The following is an 18,400-nucleotide window of genomic DNA, read 5'->3' as shown; positions in this document are numbered from 1 at the left end:
GTACTCAAAATACTGACTTTAATCAGCATGAGCACCTAATCATTGTGAAACCAAAACGACCGAAGCCGCTTTCGACCACAACCACCAAGCACCCACACTTATCGGTTGTTCAATTTTTTAAAGAGCGCTGCATTCGCTGCAGCAGAGAAACGAGATTATGATCAGCTTTAAACTCACTGTCAAGCATTTCGTGAATCTTTTTTTACCGCCGCCCGGCTACGCCGAACAAAGACCCACCAAACACCCACCTCACTTCCCAACTCCACCGCCGCCTGCACTTCCGAAGAAACCGCTGCAGCGCTGAAGAGGTGCGCATTATAGACACCCAATCCAGACCGTCAAGAAAAATAACGATCAAGGTTTTAAATGGATGCATGAACCCGAACTTCAGCAAGGTAGCGAGCCTGGGCATCCAATCACGACCGGCGCCGCTCAGTCGATGCCTGCTCGAACACCAAGGGCGGATGACTATCAGCCAACCTGAAACACTTGCAGCCGGTAACCTCGAGCGTCACCAAACGGCGAGGGCTGCTCCCCAAGCAAGCGTAGTTTGAGCACCCCCCCACCGTGCTTCATGAACACGGTCTCCGTGCCCACTGCTTCTTCCGGGCCCAGCAGCAGGCGCACAGCCTCCCCGCGCGCAGGTTGATCGCACAACAGCGCCTCAATTGAGAGCCGACCATCATCCAGTACAACCAGCACTGGATGACGTGACACCAGCTCAAGTCCGAGGCGGGCATGATCGGGCCACATCTGAAGGCGCCTGACGACGGCGAGTTGCCAGCCCTCGCCATCGGTGAAGCGGACTCCAAGCAACTCACCGACGTCGGGCCAAGCACCAGAGGGGTCGCTTGCGGCCCTTATCTGCAGGCCGCTGCGACTGAGGTCGCAGACCCGCCAGACTCTCGCGAGCTGCCGCACCTCACCAGCAAGCACCTGACGCAACTCCATCAGTCCGCGTGTGATCTCTACCGTAGCATCCTGCGCATAACGCTTGCGCAAGCGAACCGGGGGCGTCCTGGACCACTGATTGCGCAGCCTCCTTACGGTCTCCAGCATCAGCTCACGGGGAAGCTTGCCAAAAACGAGCGGCACGTTACCTTCAGCGAGCTGCCGCTCGAAACCGATCAGCAGCTCGTCGGCCCCCCAGGGAGCAAAACACAGCTGACTGACAGCGCCAGTCGAATACCGCCGCTGCGGTGCGCCCCCGGCACCGAGGTCTATCACGTACTGGGGCGCCCCCGATACGGCAGAGCCAAGAGACAGGAAAGGTACGCAGGTATCGACGAGATGGACCATGGCGAGCGCTCGATCCAGCTCCAGCTGATCAAGACCAACGCTGTGGTAGGCAACAGCACGCAGAAACTCTCGCGCCACCCCGGGCACGTCGCCCACGATCAGGCCTGCGTCCGCGCTGACGGTTTCAACGAGCAAGCCTGACAGGCGCTGCCAGAGCACCTCGTCCGGACTGAAGCGATCGCAGGCCGACCACTTGATGGCCTCTACGAGACTGCCGGCAAGACGCAGACGAACGGTTCCGTTCCCCGCCGCTGCCAACGCCTCCGGTGATATGCACCAGTAGGCATCGCAGACAGCCATTGATGCGTCACGAACACCGGCAAGCCACCGCCCCCACCAATTTGCACCGCGACTCGGGTCGCGCTCGACACCACGCGCCACCGAGAGCGGCGCTGCGCGCTCGATAGCCGTACGCAACGCATCGTCAAAGGCGGATGCCACCGAGAAGCCGGCGGCCTCGGCTCGCGGACTACCAGGCTTGTAGAGGGCACGCAGGGTGGCTGTGGCTGCCTCCAGCCCAGCGACAGGATTACCTCCACCCGCCAACACCCCGGCAGGCGTGAAATCGAGCGTCGCTGCCATATTATCCACCCCTGCCCCCCAGATCGCGGCGGCTCGTACGCGGACAGCCTCCGGCTTCGCGCAAGTCGGACCTGCGCATATTTCATATCGTCGAGCTTAGCACAATGTTCGCCCTGCACGCCGCTCGGCGCCTGGACTTGCGCCCCGTCGCCAGGGCATCCGCACGCCGCGCGCGGGAGGCCCTATCATCACTCCGCCGCAGGCCCACCGGGACACACCGACACGGATCGCTGGCGACGTTTTCATTGCGGGCTAAAATCACGCTTTTACACGAGATGAAGCGATGCAACAGTACCTGGATCTGATGCGGCATGTGCTCGAGCACGGTGATGCAAAAACTGACCGCACTGGGACAGGCACCCTGTCCGTGTTCGGTTGGCAGATGCGATTTGATCTGCGCGCCGGCTTTCCATTGGTCACGACCAAGAAGCTCCATACGCGCTCGATCATTCACGAACTGCTGTGGTTCCTGCAAGGCGATACCAACATTCGCTACCTGAAGGAGAATGGGGTGTCGATCTGGGACGAGTGGGCAGCGCCCGATGGTGAGCTTGGCCCGGTGTACGGCAAGCAATGGCGCCGGTGGGAGACAGCAGACGGTCGCAGCATCGACCAGATCGCCCGCCTGGTGGAGGGCATCCGGCGCAACCCCGACTCCCGCCGCCACATCGTGTCCGCGTGGAACCCAGGCGAGGTCGACAACATGGCACTGCCGCCCTGCCACGCCCTTTTTCAGTTCTACGTCGCGAACGGCAAACTGTCTTGCCAGTTGTATCAGCGCAGTGCGGACATCTTCCTCGGCGTGCCCTTCAATATTGCTTCCTACGCCTTGCTGACCCACATGGTTGCACAGGCGTGCGAACTCGAAGTCGCCGATTTTGTCTGGACGGGTGGAGATTGCCATCTCTACATGAATCACCTCGAACAGGCTCGCGAGCAGCTCAGCCGCACGCCGCGTGCCTTGCCGCGGCTCGTACTCAACCCGCAGGTGAAAGACATCCTGGCGTTCCGCTTCGAGGACTTCGCCCTCGATGGTTACGACCCCCACCCGCACATCAAGGCCCCTGTTGCCGTATGAATGACAATACCCCCGAGATCGTGATCGTCGCAGCAGTCGCCCGCAACGGGGTGATCGGGCGCGACAACGGACTGCCCTGGCGCCTCAAGGCTGACCTGCAGCATTTCCGCACCCTGACCATGGGACACCCCATCCTGATGGGCCGCAACACGTGGACGTCCCTGGGACGCCCGCTGCCCGGACGGCGCAACATGGTGGTCACCCGCGACCCCGCGTTCACCGCGGACGGCGCCGAAGTCTTCCATGACCCTCAAGCCGCCATTGCAGCCGCAGCCGGCGCCAGCACCTTGTTCGTGATTGGTGGCGCTCAGCTCTACAACACCCTGCTCAGGCAGGCCGACCGCATGGTGTTGACCGAGGTGTGGGCAGACGTTGACGGCGACGCGCACTTCCCGATGCTGGACCGCTCGCAGTTCATCGAACTGCGTCGCGACGCACGCACGGCCGATACCGACAACGAATACGACTTCGACTTCGTCGAATACCAGCGCTGCTGAGCCAGCGAAGAAAATGAAAAAGGGCCGCTCAGCGGCCCTTTTTCACGTGTTGCGGCTACGAGCGCGCTCAGTCGGCAACGCAGTCGACGTGGTAGCGCCCATCTTCGCCCTTCACGAGACCATGGATATCAGTCTCAAAGCCAGGGAAGCGGGCATTGAAATCGCGCGCGAACTTGAGGTAGCGCACAATCGTGGCGTTGAAGCGCTCGCCCGGGATGAGCAGCGGAATACCCGGCGGATAAGGGGTTACCAGCATCGCGGTGACCCGACCCTCGAGCTCGTCCAGAGCCACGCGCTCGATCTCACGGTGAGCCATCTTCGCAAAGGCATTGGCAGGCTTCATTGCCGGCACCATGTCCGACAAGTACATCTCCGTGGTCAGGCGCGCGACATCATGCGCCTTGTAGAAGCTGTGGATCTGGTCGCAGAGATCCTTCAGGCCCACGCGCTCGTAGCGCGGGTGCTTGGCGATGAACTCGGGCATCACCCGCCATAGCGGCTGGTTGCGGTCGTAGTCGTCCTTGAACTGCTGCAACTCCGTCACCATGGTGTTCCAGCGACCCTTGGTGATACCGATGGTGAACATGATGAAGAAGGAATAGAGCCCGGTCTTCTCGACAATGATGCCGTGCTCGGCGAGATACTTGGTGACGATCGCCGCCGGAATGCCCGTATGCTCGGCGAAGTCTCCGTCCATGTTGAGGCCCGGCGTGATGATCGTAGCCTTGATCGGGTCAAGGATGTTGAAGCCATCGGCCAGGTCTCCGAAACCATGCCAGCGCTCGCCCGCCTTAAGGGTCCAGTCTTCACGCGTACCGATACCCTCTTCGGCCAGGAACTCCGGCCCCCACACCTTGAACCACCAGTCGTCATCGCCGAACTCGGCGTCGACCTTGCGCATTGCGCGGCGGAACTCGACAGCCTCCGACAGCGACTCATTGACCAGCGCCGGCCCGCCAGGCGCCTCCATCATCGCCGCAGCGACGTCGCAGGACGCGATGATCGCGTACTGTGGCGAGGTCGAGGTATGCATCAGGTAGGCCTCGTTGAAGATGTCGCGATCGAGCTTGCGCGTCTGCGAGTCCTGCACCAGGATCTGCGAGGCCTGGCTCAGGCCGGCCAGCAGCTTGTGCGTGGATTGGGTCGAGAACACCATCGACTCGCGGCAGCGCGGACGATCGGCGCCGATGGCGTGGTAATCGCCGTAGAAATCGTGGAACGCCGCATGGGGCAGCCAGGCTTCGTCGAAGTGCAGCGTATCGATCTCGCCGTCGAGCATGTCCTTGATCGTCTCGACGTTGTACACCACGCCGTCATAGGTCGACTGGGTGATGGTGAGGATACGCGGCTTCTTGCTCTTGGCTTCACGTGCGAAAGGGTTCGCCTCGATCTTCTTCTGGATATTCTCGACCGAGAACTCCTCGAGCGGAATCGGTCCGATGATGCCGTAATGGTTGCGCGTCGGCGTCAGGAACACCGGTACCGCGCCGGTCATGATGATCGAGTGGAGGATGGACTTGTGGCAGTTGCGGTCCACCACGACGATGTCGCCGGGCGCGACCGTGGTGTGCCACACCATCTTGTTCGAGGTCGATGTGCCGTTGGTGACGAAGTACAGGTGATCGCAGTTGAAGATGCGCGCCGCGTTGCGCTCCGAGGCCGCCACCGGGCCGGTGTGGTCGAGCAGTTGGCCGAGTTCGTCGACCGCATTGCACACGTCCGCGCGCAGCATGTTCTCGCCGAAGAACTGGTGGAACATCTGCCCCACCGGGCTCTTGAGGAAGGCGACGCCGCCCGAGTGCCCCGGGCAGTGCCATGAATACGAGCTGTCGGCCGCGTAGTGCGTGAGCGCGCGGAAGAACGGCGGCGCCAGCGAATCGAGGTAGTTCTTCGCCTCGCGCACCACGTAGCGAGCGATGAACTCCGGCGTATCTTCGAACATGTGGATGAAGCCGTGCATCTCGCGCAGTACATCGTTGGGGATGTGCCGCGTGGTGCGCGTCTCACCGTGCAGGAAGATCGGGATGTCCGCATTGCGGAAGCGAATCTCGACCACGAATGCGCGCAGATCGGCAATCGCCTTGGCCGAGGCCTCGGGCGACGAGAACTCCTCGTCGTCGATCGACAGAATGAACGTCGATCCGCGGCTCTGCTGCTGGGCAAACGAAGTCAGGTCGCCGTAGCTGGTGACGCCCAGCACCTCCATGCCCTCTTCCTCGATCGCCTTGGCAAGCGCGCGGATCCCCAGTCCGGACGTATTCTCCGAGCGGAAATCCTCGTCGATGATGATGATGGGGAAATGGAATTTCATCCTGGTCCTCTCCTGCGGGGTCCTTGCGGGACGGACAAAACAGGCAATTTACTCGTCGAGCGTTGCCTGCACGTTACCGAAAGTGGTTCGAGAAAGCACAAGGGGCCGTCAGGCGGCCCCGTTCATGCAGTGGTGGCACACGCCAGCGCTCAGATCTTGGGCAGGGTCACGCCAGTCTGTCCGAGGTACTTGCCACCCCGGTCCTTGTAGGACGTTTCACACACGTCGTCCGACTCGAAGAAGAGCATCTGCGCAACGCCTTCGTTGGCGTAGATCTTGGCCGGCAGCGGCGTGGTATTGGAGAACTCGAGCGTCACATGGCCCTCCCACTCCGGCTCGAGCGGGGTGACGTTGACGATGATGCCGCAGCGCGCGTAGGTGCTCTTGCCCAGGCACACCGTCAGCACGCTGCGCGGAATGCGGAAATACTCGACCGTACGCGCCAGCGCAAAGGAATTCGGCGGGATGATGCACACGTCGCCAGTGAAATCGACGAAGTTGCGCGCGTCGAAATCCTTCGGATCGACGATGGTCGAGTTGATGTTGGTGAAGATCTTGAATTCGTTGGCCACACGCACGTCGTAGCCATAGCTTGACGTGCCGTAGGAGACGATGCGGCCGCTGTCGTTGCTGCGCACCAACTCCGGCGCGAACGGCTCGATCATGCCGGCCTCGTCGGCCATGCGGCGGATCCACTTGTCGGACTTGATGGACATCGGCGCGTTTCCAGTGCGGCCCCGGGGGCCGGTTTCAAAGCGCGTGAGTGTAGGGCAAGCGCGCGCCGCAGGAAAGGGCATCGCGCGCGAGCTGCCCTCCTGCAGCATCCCGCACGCCCGGCCCGTGAACTCAGCTGTTCTTGACCACGATGTTAGGGAACTTGTGGGTCATGTCCTTGGCCTTCTCTGCAATACGCACCGCGACCTTGCGCGCGATCTGCTTGTAGAGCGCAGCAATGCGGCCGTCCGGATCGGCCACCACGGTGGGGGCACCGCTATCGGCCTCGGAGCGGATCTGGATGTCGAGCGGCAAGGCGCCAAGGAAAGGGGTGTCGAAATCGGCACACATCTTCTCGCCCCCGCCCTGCCCGAAGATGTGCTCCTCGTGGCCGCACTTCGAACAGATGTGGATGCTCATGTTCTCGACCACGCCGAGGATGGGCACCCCCACCTTCTCGAACATCTTCACCCCCTTGCGTGCGTCGAGCAAGGCGATGTCCTGCGGCGTGGTGACGATCACAGCCCCGGTTACGGGCACGCTCTGCGACAGCGTGAGCTGGATGTCTCCGGTACCCGGCGGCATGTCGATGACGAGATAGTCGAGGTCGTGCCAGGCGGTATCCTTGAGCAACTGGTTGAGGGCCTGCGTTGCCATCGGGCCGCGCCACACCATCGGCGTATCCTGCTCGATCAGGAAGCCGATCGACATCGCCTGCAAGCCGTAGGCCTCGAGCGGGATCATGGTCTTGCCATCGTCCGACACCGGACGCTGGTCACCGATGCCCAGCATCTGGGGCTGCGATGGCCCATAGATGTCGGCATCGAGGATACCCACGCGCGCGCCCTCGGCCGCCAGCGCCAATGCCAGGTTGACCGCCGTCGTGCTCTTGCCGACACCGCCCTTGCCCGAAGCCACTGCGATGATGTTGCGCACGCCCGGCAGCAGCTTTACCCCCTGCTGCACTGCATGGGCCACCACCTTGCTGCTGACGCGCGCTTCTACGCTGGTCACGCCGGGCAACCTGGCCAGCGCATCCGCGAGCAAGGCCCGGATCGGCTCATGCTGACTCTTCGCCGGATACCCCAGTTCGACGTCGAAGCGAACGCTGCCGCCCTCGACCACCAGATTGCGGATGCTGCGCCCGGTAATGAAATCCTTGCCCGTGTTCGGGTCGATCAGCTGGCGGAGGGCTTCGGTTACGGTTTCCTGATCAAGACTCATCGCGTTTTCCTTGATAATCCGGGATCGCCGAACATTGGCGAAATCCGCCGCATCATACCGGAGCGCAACGTTTCGCTCATCCGCGACGGCAGCAGGGTTTCCCCCTGCTGCGAGCGCTCCCTTCAGACTCGACCACACACCCTAGCCATGATGAAAGCACGCCCCCCCAAACCGTCATGCCTCGCCCTGCTTCCCCTGGCTCTTCTGGCCGCCTGCGCAACCCCCGGCCTCGCACCCGGCGACGAGGCCGGCAGCGACCCTGTGCACAAGCATGCCTTGGTACGGCCAGCCACTGCAGCGCCGGACTGGCAGGCACTGCGCACCGAACTGGGCACGGTGGCCAGCACGCTGCCCGCCATTCAGATCGGCCCCATCGACGCTGCAGGCATCAACCTGCAGATCCCTGTCGCGGACGGCTTCACTTCGGGCAGCACCGAGATCCGCCCCTCGCTCGCACACGTGCTCGACACCCTCGCCCCCGTCCTCGCCGAGAACCTCAACGTGCTGGTGAAGGTCATCGGCCACACCGACAGCCAGGGCAGCGAGATGGTCAATCTGCGCTTGTCGATCGCGCGCGCGGAGGCCGTCGTCGAACACCTGCGCCAGCGCGGCATCGGGCTCGAGCGTCTGCAGGCCGACGGCCGCGGCGAGGCCGACCCGCTCACCAGCAACGCCACCGAAGAGGGACGCATGCGCAACCGCCGAGTCGAACTGCTGCTGCGCCAGTTGCCCTGATCTCCTGCGCGCCGCGCCGCGAACCATACGTCGGCGGCTGCGTTTGATAAACTCGGCGTCTTTAATCTGCGCACGCCCAACATGTCCCGCAAGCTCCTCGTCACCAACGCCCTGCCCTACGCCAACGGCGACATCCACCTCGGCCACCTGGTGGGTTACATCCAGGCCGACATCTGGGTGCGCTACCAGCGCATGCGCGGCCATGCGGTGCACTACGTCTGTGCGGACGACACCCATGGCACGCCGGTCATGCTGCGCGCCGAAAAGGAAGGCCTGACCCCCGAGCAGCTCATCGACCGCGTGCACGGCGAGCACCTGCGCGACTTCACCGCCTTTGGCGTCGCCTTCGACAACTACCACTCCACGCACAGCGCCGAGAACCGCTTCTACGCCGAGGACATCTACGGCAAGCTCAAGACCGGCGGCCTCATCGACACGCGCTCGATCGAGCAGTACTACGACCCGGTCAAGGAGATGTTCCTGCCCGACCGCTTCATCAAGGGCGAGTGCCCCAAATGCGGTGCCGCCGACCAGTACGGCGACAACTGCGAAGCCTGCGGCGCGGCCTACGCCCCCACCGAACTCAAGAACCCCTACTCCGCGGTATCCGGCGCCAAGCCGGTGCTGAAGACCTCGGAGCACTACTTCTTCCGCCTCTCGGACGAGCGCGCGGTCGCCTTCCTGCGCGAATGGACGCGCGGCACCAACACCGCCGGTGAGCGCCGCCTGCAGGCGGAGGCCGCCAACAAGATGAAGGAGTGGCTCGGCGAAGCTGGCGAAAACAAGCTTTCCGACTGGGACATCTCGCGCGACGCGCCCTACTTCGGCTTCGAGATCCCGGGCGCGCCGGGCAAGTACTTCTACGTCTGGCTGGACGCGCCGATCGGCTACCTCGCCAGCTTCCGCAACCTCGCCGAGAAGCGCGCCGCCACTGGCGAGACGATTGCAGTGGAGGATTACACCGACGCCTCCCGCGCCGCCGTGGCCGGCACCGAGATGGTGCACTTCATCGGCAAGGACATCCTCTATTTCCACGCCCTGTTCTGGCCGGCGATGCTGAAGTTCGCCGGCTATGCCACCCCCAGCCAGTTGTGCGTCAACGGCTTTCTCACCGTCGACGGCGCCAAGATGAGCAAGAGCCGCGGCACCTTCATCACCGCGCACTCCTACATCGCTCAGAAGCTCAACCCCGAGTGGCTGCGCTACTACTTCGCCGGCAAGTCCAACGGCACCATGGAAGACGTCGACCTCAACCTCGACGACATGATCGCCAAGGTCAATTCTGACCTCGTCGGCAAGTTCGTGAATATCGCCAGCCGCTGCGCCGGCTTCATCGGCAAGCGCTTCGGTGGCAAGCTGGGCGAAGTCGATGCCGCCGCCTGTGCCGAGTTCGCAGCGGCCTGGACCGAGGGTCGCATCGCCGCCGCCTATGACGAGCGCGACTACAGCCGCGCGCTGCGCGAGATCATGCGCCTGGCCGATGTCGCCAATCAGTACGTCAACGACCACAAGCCGTGGGAGCTCGCCAAGCAGGAAGGCCAGGAGGCCCGCCTGCACGCCGTGTGCAGCACCGCGCTGACCATGTTCCGCGACCTCACCCGCTACCTCAAGCCGGTGCTGCCGGCGCTGGCCGCGCAGGTCGAGGCCTTCCTCGCCATCCCGGCGATGGACTGGCGGGGCGACTGGGCGGCGCTGCCCGCCGGCCACGCCATCCAGGCCTATAGCCACCTGATGACCCGCGTCGAGCGCAAGCAGATCGATGCCTTGCTCGAGGCCAACCGCGAGTCGCTCGCACCTGCCGCGGCGCCGGCCAAGGACGCTGCGGTAGCCAAGGCTGCGTCCTCACAACAGCGCCACGCCGAGAAGCAGCAACACGCTGCGCAGTCAGCCGAGACACCCTCGGCCCACATCTCGATCGATGACTTCACCAAGGTCGACCTGCGCATCGCAAAGATCGTCAACGCAGAGCATGTCGAGGGTGCGGACAAGCTGATCCGCCTCTCGCTCGACATCGGCGAGACGGATGAGGCCGGCAACCCCAAGCCGCGCCAGGTCTTCGCCGGCATCAAGTCGGCCTACGACCCGGCGACGCTGGTCGGGCGCATGACGGTGATGGTCGCCAACCTGGCACCGCGCAAGATGAAGTTCGGCATGAGCGAGGGCATGGTGCTGGCGGCCTCGGACACCGACGGCAGCACCCCAGGGCTCTTCATCCTGTCGCCTGACGCCGGCGCCCTGCCTGGCATGAAGGTCAAGTAAGGCGCCGACTTCATGCCGCTCACGCCCTCGAAACGCTGGATGGTCCTGCATCATGCAGGTCGAGGGCGGCTGTCTCCCTAGCGCCGCCCGTCGGGCGGTGCTGCAAGCTTCGTCCAGACCTGCACCGGAGACAGCATGAAGATCCAGTTCCGCCCCAAACTCCTCGACACCCTGCCCGGCTATGGCCGCAGCGGCCTCGCCGGGGATATCTCCGCCGGCATCACCGTCGGCGTGCTCGCCCTGCCGCTGGCGATGGCCTTCGCCATTGCCTCGGGCATGTCGCCCACGGCCGGCATCTGGACGGCGATCGTCGCCGGCCTGCTCATCTCCTTGCTGGGTGGCTCGAAGGTTCAGATCGGCGGCCCCACCGGCGCCTTCATCCCCATCATCTATGCCATCGTCGTCGACCACGGCGTGCAGAACCTGCTCATTGCCACGATGATGTCGGGCGTGCTGCTGTTCGCCATGGGTGCGCTGCGCCTGGGCAGCATGATCCGTTTCATCCCGCTGTCGGTGGTGATCGGTTTCACCAACGGCATCGCGGTGGTCATCTTCATCTCCCAGATCAAGGATTTCCTGGGCCTGCAGGTCGACAGCCTGCCGGGCGAATTCTTCGCCAAGATGGCGGCGCTGTGGACCGCGCTGCCGAGCATCGACCCCGCGACGGTCGCCGTCGCCACGGTCTCGCTCGCCATCCTGGTGGGCTGGAACCGCCAGGCGCTGCGTACCGCGTGGATGCGCCGCCTGCCCGGCCCGCTGGCGGTGCTGATCGTCATGACGGCAGTCAACGCACTGTTCGCACTGCCGGTCGACACCATCGGCAGCCGCTTTGGCGGCATTCCGCAGGAGATCCCGAGCTTCGGTCTGCCCGAACTCAGCCTCGGGACGCTCGGCAAGCTGATCACCCCCGCGCTCACCATCGCGCTGCTCGGCGCCATCGAGTCGCTGCTGTCGGCCCGCGTTGCCGACAGCCAGATCGACGACCGCCACGACCCCAATCAGGAGTTGATGGCACAAGGCATCGCCAACGTCGCCGCGCCGCTGTTCGGCGGCTTCGCCGCCACCGGCGCCATCGCGCGCACCGCCACCAATATCCGCAGCGGCGGCCGCACCCCGATCGCAGGCGTGATCCATGCCGGCGTGCTGCTGGCGATCGTGCTCGCACTCGCCCCCCTGGCCAGCCACATCCCGCTCGCCACGCTGTCGGCCATCGTAGTGGTGGTCGCCATCAACATGGGCGAATGGCACGCCTTCGCACCTGGCGAACTGACACGCTACTCGCTGCAGTACCGCACCATCCTGCTCGGCACCTTCTTCATCACCGTGCTGTTCGACCTCACGCTGGCAGTCGAGATCGGGATGGTGCTGGCGAGCCTGTTCTTCATCTACCGGATGTCGGATCTCACCCGTATCGAGCGCGTGGCACTCGAGGACTACTACGGTGCAGGTGCAGTCGAACGTAAAGACGGTACGCCACGCATTCTCGCCTACAAGATGTTCGGCAGCCTGTTCTTCGGCGCCGCCAACAAGCTCGAGAACCTGCTGCTGATGCAGGATGGACATCCCGACGTGGTCATTCTGGACATGGACAAGGTCATCAGCATCGACACCACCGGCCTGGACATCCTGCAGACCCTGCATCGCAACCTCGGCAAACGCGGCGCCTACCTGGTGCTCTGCGGCCTGAACGCGCAGCCGGGCTCGCTGGTTTTCCGCTCGGGCTTCCTGGACCAGCTTGGCGACGGAAACGTCACCGACAACCTCACCGCAGCGCTGATCCGTGCCCAGCAACTCAGCGGCAAGGAACCGGAGCTGGCCTATGCCTGAACGACGCGGTGGCAATGCTCACGCCGGGTAAACCACCTCGACGGCCTCGGGTGGCAGCCACTCGCGCAGACTCTCGAGCAAGGCGTCCTCGAGCCTGACGCGCCACGCCTCGCCCAAGGGCAGTTCGGCCTCGGCCGCAGCATTGCGGTAACGCACGCGAATCGGACAGCCGCCGTCACGGAAGGGCTCGAGCAGGGTCTGCAGTTTGCCCGCCGCAGCGAGGGGGCCTCCGCTCGCTGCGGCCTCGCCGTTGATGCGCAAAGCCAGCGCGCGCGCGAAGCGGCTGCGCGCCTCGCCAAGCGTGAGCAGGCGGTCGGCGTTGATGCGCAGCCCGCCGGAGAAGTCGTCGTTGCTCACCTTGGCCTCGACCACCAGCACCTCGTCGGTGACGATCTTGCCGCGGCTGGCCTCCAGAACCTCGGAGTACACCGTGACCTCGCGCGGCTGGGTGCCATCATCGAGCAGAATGAAGGCCATCTTGCCGCGGTTGCCAACCTTGGTGCGCTGCTCCATCACAACGCCGGCGAGCATGGTGAGGTCGCGCGAGGGCTCGAGCTGGGCCAGCGTGCGGCGGACGAAGCGACGCACCTCGGACTTGAAGGCATTGAATGGGTGGCCGGAGAGGAAGAAGCCGATCGCAAGCTTCTCCTCCTTGAGCCGCTCGCGCTCGGTCCAGGGGCGGATCCTGGCGAACTCGGGCGCCGCACCCGCAGCCTCCGGCATCAGGTCGAAAAGGCCTCCCTGCATGGCGTTGGCCGCCGCCTGCTCGGCAGCTTCCATCGCCAGTGCCACGGTGGCCATCAGCTGGGCGCGGTCCAGGCCCTGGTGGCCTGACAACGTGTCCATTGCGCCAGCGCGGATGAGCGCCTCGATGACGCGGCGGTTCACCATGCGGCGGTCGACGCGCTCGCAGAAATCGAACAGGTCGCGGAAAACACCCGCTTTCTCGCGCGCCGCGAGGATCGCCCGCACCGCTGGCTCACCCACGCCCTTCACCGCACCCAGGCCGTAGCGGATGGTCTTGCGGTCCACCGGCACGAAGCGGTAGTCGGATTCGTTCACGTCCGGCGGCAACACCGCGATGCCGTTGGCGACCGTATCCTCGTAGAAGATCTTGACGGTGTCGGTATTGTCCAGGTCGGACGACATCGTCGCCGCCATGAAGGCGGCGCAGTGGTGCGCCTTGAGCCAGGCAGTGTGGTAGGTGACGACCGCGTAGGCGGCGGTGTGCGACTTGTTGAAGCCGTACTCCGCAAACTTGGTCATCAGGTCGAAGAGCTGCTCGGCGAGCGCCGGGTCGTAGCCCTTGTGCTTGGCGCCCTCGGCAATGGTGGCGCGATGCTTGGCCATCTCATCGGCCTTCTTCTTGCCCATCGCGCGACGCAGCATGTCGGCGCCGCCCAGGGTGTAGCCGCCGATGATCTGCGAGATCTGCATCACCTGTTCCTGGTACACGATGACGCCGTAGGTCGGTTCCAGGCAGGCTTTCAGGTCGGGGTGGAAGTAGTCGATCTCCTGCTGGCCCTTCTTGCGCAGGATGAAGTCATCCACCATGCCCGAGCCGAGCGGACCGGGGCGGTAGAGCGCGAGCACCGCGATGATGTCCTCGAAGCGGTCGGGCGCGAGCTTCTTGAGCAGCTTCTTCATGCCGTCCGATTCGACCTGGAAGATCGCCGTGGTGTTGGCGTCCTTCAGGATCTGGTAGGCGGCAGGGTCCTCGAAGCCCAGGCTCATGAGGTCGGGGCGGCTGCCGGTCATGCGCGCGATGTATTCCAGCGCGAGCTCGATGATGGTGAGGTTGCGCAGGCCGAGGAAGTCGAACTTGACCAGGCCGACGGCTTCGACGTCGTCCTTGTCGAACTGGGAAACCGGCGTGGCGTCATCGCCGTCGGCGATGTAGAGCGGGCAGAAGTCGGTGAGCTTGCCGGGCGCGATCAGCACGCCGCCGGCGTGCATGCCGACGTTGCGGGACAGGCCCTCGAGCGGCTGCGCCAGCCCCCACAGGGTCTGGATGGCCTCGCCGTCGTTGCCGTCCTTCATCATCTCGCCGATCTGCGGCTCCATCTCGTAGGCTTTGTTCAGCGAGACGGGCTTGGCGCCCTCGATCGGGATCAGCTTGGACAGGCGGTCGCACAGGCCGTAGGGCAGGTCGAGCACACGGCCCACGTCACGCACCACCGCCTTCGATGCCATGGTGCCGAAGGTGGCGATCTGGCTGACTGCGTCCTTGCCGTAGCGCTCGCGCACGTACTCGATGACGCGGTAGCGGTTGTCCTGGCAGAAGTCGATGTCGAAGTCGGGCATCGACACCCGCTCCGGGTTCAGGAAGCGCTCGAACAGCAGCGCGTACTCGAGCGGGTCGAGGTCGGTGATGTCGAGCGAATAGGCCACCAGCGAACCCGCGCCCGAGCCGCGGCCCGGACCGACCGGCACGCCGTTCTTCTTGCCCCAGCGAATGAAGTCGGCAACGATCAGGAAGTAGCCCGGAAAACCCATCTGGATGATGGTGTCGGTCTCGAACTTGAGCCGCTCCTCATAGCGCGGACGCTGCTTCTCGCGTTCTTCGGGATGGGGGTAGAGCTGGGCGAGGCGCCGCTCGAGGCCGGCCTTGGCCTCGTGGACGAGAAAGTCGTCCAGCGTCATGCCCTCGGGGGTCGGGAACAGCGGCAGGAAGTTCTTGCCCAGCTGTACCGTGAGCGAGCAGCGGCGTGCGATCTCGACCGCGTTCTCGAGCGCCTCGGGGAGGTCGGCGAAGAGCTCGCACATTTCGGCCTGGCTCTTGAGGTACTGCTCCTCGGTGAAGTCGCGCGGCCTGCGCTTGTCGGCGAGCACATAGCCCTGGGCAATGCACACGCGCGCCTCGTGGGCGCGGAAGTCCTCGCGCTTGAGGAACTGCACCGGGTGGGTCGCCACCACCGGCAGGCCGAGCCGCCCGGCGATGTCCACCGCATGGCGTATGTAGGCTTCGGTGCCGGGATGGCCGGCGCGCTGGACCTCGATGTAGAACGCACCCGGGAAGAGGCGGGCCCAGTCGGCCGCGAGTTGCTCGGCAAGGTCGCGGTTGCCGGCAGCGATGGCGGCGCCGATGTCGCCGCTCATCGCACCTGACAGGCACAACAGTTCGCTCGCCGCACCGCCCTCGAACCACGCACGACGCATCTCGGCACGGCCGCGGTGCTTGTTCTCCAGATAGGCGCGCGTCAGCAGCTCGCACAGCTGACCGTAGCCTGCACGGCTCTTGCAGATGAGCAGCACGCGCTGCGGCTTGTCGCGCTCGGCTTCGTTCTGGATCCAGGCATCTACGCCGATGATCGGCTTGATGCCCTTGCCACGCGCACCCTTGTAGAACTTGACCATGCCGAACAGGTTGGCAAGATCGGACATGCCGAGCGCCGGCATGCCATCGGCCGCGGCGACGGCGATCGCCTGGTCGAGCTGGACGATACCGTCGGTGATCGAGTATTCGGAGTGCAGGCGGAGGTGGACGAAGCGCGGAGCGCTGGGGGCGAGGCTCGACTCGCCCGGGGAACTGGCTGCGGAATTCATGGCGCCAATTCTACCCGACCCGCCCCCTCGCCCGTACTCAGGGCAGCAGCACCGTGGAACCGGTCGTTCTGCGCCCTTCGAGCTCACGATGCGCCTGTGCGGCATCCTTGAGCGCAAAGCGCTGCATGATCTCGATCCGGACCTTGCCGCCGCGCACCACCTCGAACAGCGCTGCTGCACGCTCGAGCAGCTCCTCACGCGTGGCGATGTAGTCGGGCAGACCGGGGCGGGTCACGAACACCGAGCCCGACTTGTGCAACAGCGCGCAGTCGAACGGCGCAACCGGCCCGGTGGCATTGCCATAACTCACCATGGTACCGCGCCGCTGCAGGCAGGACACCGAGTCGAGGAAGGTGTCGCGTCCGACCGAGTCATAGACCACGGCCACGCCCCTACCTGCGGTCAGTTCGCGCACGCGCTCGGGAAAGCGCTCGCGCGCATAGACGATGACGTGGTCGCAACCAAGTGCCAGCGCGCGCGCCGCCTTGTCGTCATTGCCCACCGTGCCGATCACGGTGGCGCCGAGCAGCTTGGCCCACTGTACGAGGATCGAGCCCACGCCGCCCGCGGCCGCATGTACCAGGATCGTCTCGCCGGCCTTCACCGGGTAGGTCGAATGCAGCAGATAGTGTGCGGTGATCCCCTGCAGCATCATCGCCGCGCCCTGCTCGAAGGAGATGTCATCGGGCAGTGGCACCAGGAAGCGCGCCGGGATGTTGCGCTGCTCGGAATAGGCATCGAGCGGGCCGTTGGTGTAGGCCACGCGGTCGCCTGCCTTCACCTCGGTAACGCCCTCGCCCACCGCCTCGACCACGCCCGCCGCCTCCATGCCCAGACCGGAGGGCAGCGCAAGCGGATAGAGCCCGCTGCGATGATAGGTATCGATGAAGTTGAGTCCAACCGCGTGGTGGCGCAGCCGCACCTCGCCCGCCGCCGGAGGCGGCAACACCACCGCCTCCCACTGCAGGACTTCGGGGCCGCCGGTGCGGTGAAAACGAATCGCGTGGCTCATGCGTGATCTCCTCTTTTTCGTTGCCCGCCCAGATGGGCGGCTCCTCATGGTGGCGCTCAGCGTACCAGCGAAATCCCCAGTCGGTACTGTGGGTCCTTCTTCTCGTCGTACTCGAGCAGGGTCTCGCCGTACCCTCTGTAGGCCTGCAGGTGCACGAATGCGCCCACACCGGAAAACACGCTGCGCCGGATGGGGTAGGACAGGTCGTACTGCGTACCGATCTTGCCGGCAGTCCCGCGCCGGACCAGGGCGGAAAACAGCAAGCCGTCATCGCGCCCGAGACGCAGCGCGAGCTCGCCATGGCCACGGTAGCGAGCGATATCCGGGTTGTCGTCACGATCGAGATAAGTCCACAGCTTTGGCGCCACACCAAGATAGGTGCGTCCGTCGGCAAACAGGTAGCGCCCCTCGGCGCGCAGGAACAGGAGGTCGATACTGCGCGACGGCGTATCCTCCTTGCCGTTCGACTCATGTTCGTAGCCGCCGGACAAGGTCAGCGCGAGGCGATCCTCGGCGTCTGTCGCTGCGACGCTGTAGAACAGCGTTGGCCGGAAGCTCGAGTCGCGAAAGGGCTTGGATTCGGACTGCAGATCCCACAAGGAGGTCTGCGTGAAGCCGAAGTACAGCCCTGTCGCCACCGGGATATTCTCGCCGACGATGCCCTGCTCGGCGAAGATGCGGTACTTGAAGCTGAACTGAAAACGCGCCGACACGGGGTCCCTGCCACCGACCAGGAAGTACATCGGCTCATGGAAGGCGAGGCCCGACGGCTCGACCGGCGGCGTGCCGGCAGCCATCCTGGCAACGGGCGCCATCTGTTCGAGTGCGCCCGCTGGCGAAAGCTCCGCTGCATCGGTGGCGGTCGTTGCGGCGGCGGCCAGCAGCAAACGCGCCTGCGGCTGGTCAGCCAGGGCCAGCGTGACCACGCCATTGACCTCCATCGGCCAGCGCGCAAAGTAGCGCCGCTGGCCCGCAGCCCCTGGAGCCGCGGCCATGGCCACGAGTTCGATCGCGACCTGGGGCGAGCCGCCGGGCAGCTCGATACGCGCCGGCAGCCGATCCGGCCACTGTGCCGAGCTACCCGCCGCGACGACGACGACCTCGAAGCGTTGGCCGGGAACGACTCGTGTGTCGGTCGCCGCGAGCAACCAATCGCCAGCCTGCACGGGTGCCGAGAAGGCAAGCAACAGCGCCGCTCCGACCACACAAAGCGGACGCGACAGAAGATCAGGCAATGCAATCAAGACCGCATGCTCCCTTGAAACGATGTGGGGCAGCCGCTCGCGCGGCCACCCCATGTCATGGGCGACGCCTGC

The 18,400-nt window shown here is 64.7% G+C and carries 12 protein-coding genes; 5 read left to right on the top strand and 7 right to left on the bottom strand.

Translation table 11 applies throughout. The features are described from left to right. Positions 1–471: 471 nt before the first annotated feature. Positions 472–1,881 carry a hypothetical protein gene (locus P7F68_RS16895; protein WP_277834870.1) on the bottom strand — a complete coding sequence of 470 codons (1,410 nt, stop codon included), beginning with the start codon at positions 1,879–1,881 and terminating at the stop codon, positions 472–474. 283 nt (positions 1,882–2,164) lie between these two features. Here P7F68_RS16895 and P7F68_RS16890 point away from each other — a divergent pair, with 283 nt between their 5' ends. Together P7F68_RS16890 and P7F68_RS16885 are read left to right on the top strand one after the other, a co-directional pair. Then, positions 2,165–2,959: a thymidylate synthase gene (locus P7F68_RS16890; RefSeq protein WP_002938856.1), complete on the top strand. Its 795-nt coding sequence runs from the start codon at positions 2,165–2,167 to the stop codon at positions 2,957–2,959. Continuing rightward, the gene (locus P7F68_RS16885) at positions 2,956–3,456 is read left to right on the top strand and encodes a dihydrofolate reductase (RefSeq protein ID WP_002931755.1); all 501 of its coding nucleotides are present in this window, start codon (positions 2,956–2,958) and stop codon (positions 3,454–3,456) included. Before P7F68_RS16890 ends, P7F68_RS16885 begins: the two co-directional genes overlap by 4 nt. A gap of 67 nt (positions 3,457–3,523) precedes the next feature. Here the strand turns inward: P7F68_RS16885 and P7F68_RS16880 are convergent, their stop codons facing one another. From P7F68_RS16880 to apbC, 3 genes are all read right to left on the bottom strand, one after another. Continuing rightward, complete coding sequence (locus tag P7F68_RS16880; RefSeq protein ID WP_002938858.1) at positions 3,524–5,767, bottom strand: arginine/lysine/ornithine decarboxylase; 2,244 nt, start codon at positions 5,765–5,767, stop codon at positions 3,524–3,526. 149 nt (positions 5,768–5,916) lie between these two features. Then, the gene (gene dcd, locus P7F68_RS16875) at positions 5,917–6,483 is read right to left on the bottom strand and encodes a dCTP deaminase (protein WP_002931753.1); all 567 of its coding nucleotides are present in this window, start codon (positions 6,481–6,483) and stop codon (positions 5,917–5,919) included. Between the two features lie 130 nt (positions 6,484–6,613). Continuing rightward, positions 6,614–7,705 carry an iron-sulfur cluster carrier protein ApbC gene (gene apbC / locus P7F68_RS16870; protein WP_002938859.1) on the bottom strand — a complete coding sequence of 364 codons (1,092 nt, stop codon included), beginning with the start codon at positions 7,703–7,705 and terminating at the stop codon, positions 6,614–6,616. Positions 7,706–7,852: 147 nt separating this feature from the next. Here apbC and P7F68_RS16865 point away from each other — a divergent pair, with 147 nt between their 5' ends. The 3 genes from P7F68_RS16865 to P7F68_RS16855 all read left to right on the top strand — a co-directional run bounded on the left by P7F68_RS16865 (position 7,853) and on the right by P7F68_RS16855 (position 12,526). After that, positions 7,853–8,440: an OmpA family protein gene (locus P7F68_RS16865; protein WP_002938860.1), complete on the top strand. Its 588-nt coding sequence runs from the start codon at positions 7,853–7,855 to the stop codon at positions 8,438–8,440. Positions 8,441–8,521: 81 nt separating this feature from the next. After that, a complete protein-coding gene (metG, locus tag P7F68_RS16860) occupies positions 8,522–10,699 on the top strand; it encodes a methionine--tRNA ligase (protein WP_277834862.1) in 2,178 nt (725 codons plus the stop codon). Between the two features lie 135 nt (positions 10,700–10,834). Further along, the gene (locus tag P7F68_RS16855; RefSeq protein ID WP_277834860.1) at positions 10,835–12,526 is read left to right on the top strand and encodes a SulP family inorganic anion transporter; all 1,692 of its coding nucleotides are present in this window, start codon (positions 10,835–10,837) and stop codon (positions 12,524–12,526) included. Between the two features lie 18 nt (positions 12,527–12,544). Here P7F68_RS16855 and dnaE read toward each other — a convergent pair whose 3' ends face one another. The 3 genes from dnaE to P7F68_RS16840 are packed head-to-tail and all read right to left on the bottom strand — an operon-like array spanning position 12,545 to position 18,328. Continuing rightward, positions 12,545–16,072, bottom strand: a complete 3,528-nt coding sequence (gene dnaE, locus P7F68_RS16850; RefSeq protein ID WP_002938865.1) for a DNA polymerase III subunit alpha — start codon at positions 16,070–16,072, stop codon at positions 12,545–12,547. A gap of 37 nt (positions 16,073–16,109) precedes the next feature. After that, positions 16,110–17,084 carry a quinone oxidoreductase family protein gene (locus P7F68_RS16845; protein WP_002931739.1) on the bottom strand — a complete coding sequence of 325 codons (975 nt, stop codon included), beginning with the start codon at positions 17,082–17,084 and terminating at the stop codon, positions 16,110–16,112. A 56-nt stretch (positions 17,085–17,140) separates the two neighbouring features. After that, entirely contained in the window at positions 17,141–18,328 is a 1,188-nt protein-coding gene (locus tag P7F68_RS16840) for a phospholipase A (RefSeq protein ID WP_232431596.1), read from the bottom strand. Between the last annotated feature and the right edge of the window lie 72 nt (positions 18,329–18,400).

The sequence above is a fragment of the Thauera mechernichensis genome (genome assembly GCF_029588855.1).
GTDB classification, from domain to species: Bacteria; Pseudomonadota; Gammaproteobacteria; order Burkholderiales; family Rhodocyclaceae; genus Thauera; species Thauera mechernichensis.
Note: the sequence above shows the minus strand (reverse complement) of the source record. Positions and strands in the feature narration are given on the sequence as shown.

What these genes read in the sequence shown, in the direction of transcription:
- P7F68_RS16865 (WP_002938860.1), top strand. Translation starts at nt 7,853, where the DNA reads ATGATGAAAGCACGCCCCCCCAAACCGTCATGCCTCGCCCTGCTTCCC.
- P7F68_RS16885 (WP_002931755.1), top strand. Translation starts at nt 2,956, where the DNA reads ATGAATGACAATACCCCCGAGATCGTGATCGTCGCAGCAGTCGCCCGC.
- dnaE (WP_002938865.1), bottom strand. Translation starts at nt 16,072, where the DNA reads ATGAATTCCGCAGCCAGTTCCCCGGGCGAGTCGAGCCTCGCCCCCAGC.
- P7F68_RS16880 (WP_002938858.1), bottom strand. Translation starts at nt 5,767, where the DNA reads ATGAAATTCCATTTCCCCATCATCATCATCGACGAGGATTTCCGCTCG.
- dcd (WP_002931753.1), bottom strand. Translation starts at nt 6,483, where the DNA reads ATGTCCATCAAGTCCGACAAGTGGATCCGCCGCATGGCCGACGAGGCC.
- P7F68_RS16855 (WP_277834860.1), top strand. Translation starts at nt 10,835, where the DNA reads ATGAAGATCCAGTTCCGCCCCAAACTCCTCGACACCCTGCCCGGCTAT.
- P7F68_RS16890 (WP_002938856.1), top strand. Translation starts at nt 2,165, where the DNA reads ATGCAACAGTACCTGGATCTGATGCGGCATGTGCTCGAGCACGGTGAT.
- P7F68_RS16845 (WP_002931739.1), bottom strand. Translation starts at nt 17,084, where the DNA reads ATGAGCCACGCGATTCGTTTTCACCGCACCGGCGGCCCCGAAGTCCTG.
- apbC (WP_002938859.1), bottom strand. Translation starts at nt 7,705, where the DNA reads ATGAGTCTTGATCAGGAAACCGTAACCGAAGCCCTCCGCCAGCTGATC.
- P7F68_RS16895 (WP_277834870.1), bottom strand. Translation starts at nt 1,881, where the DNA reads ATGGCAGCGACGCTCGATTTCACGCCTGCCGGGGTGTTGGCGGGTGGA.
- metG (WP_277834862.1), top strand. Translation starts at nt 8,522, where the DNA reads ATGTCCCGCAAGCTCCTCGTCACCAACGCCCTGCCCTACGCCAACGGC.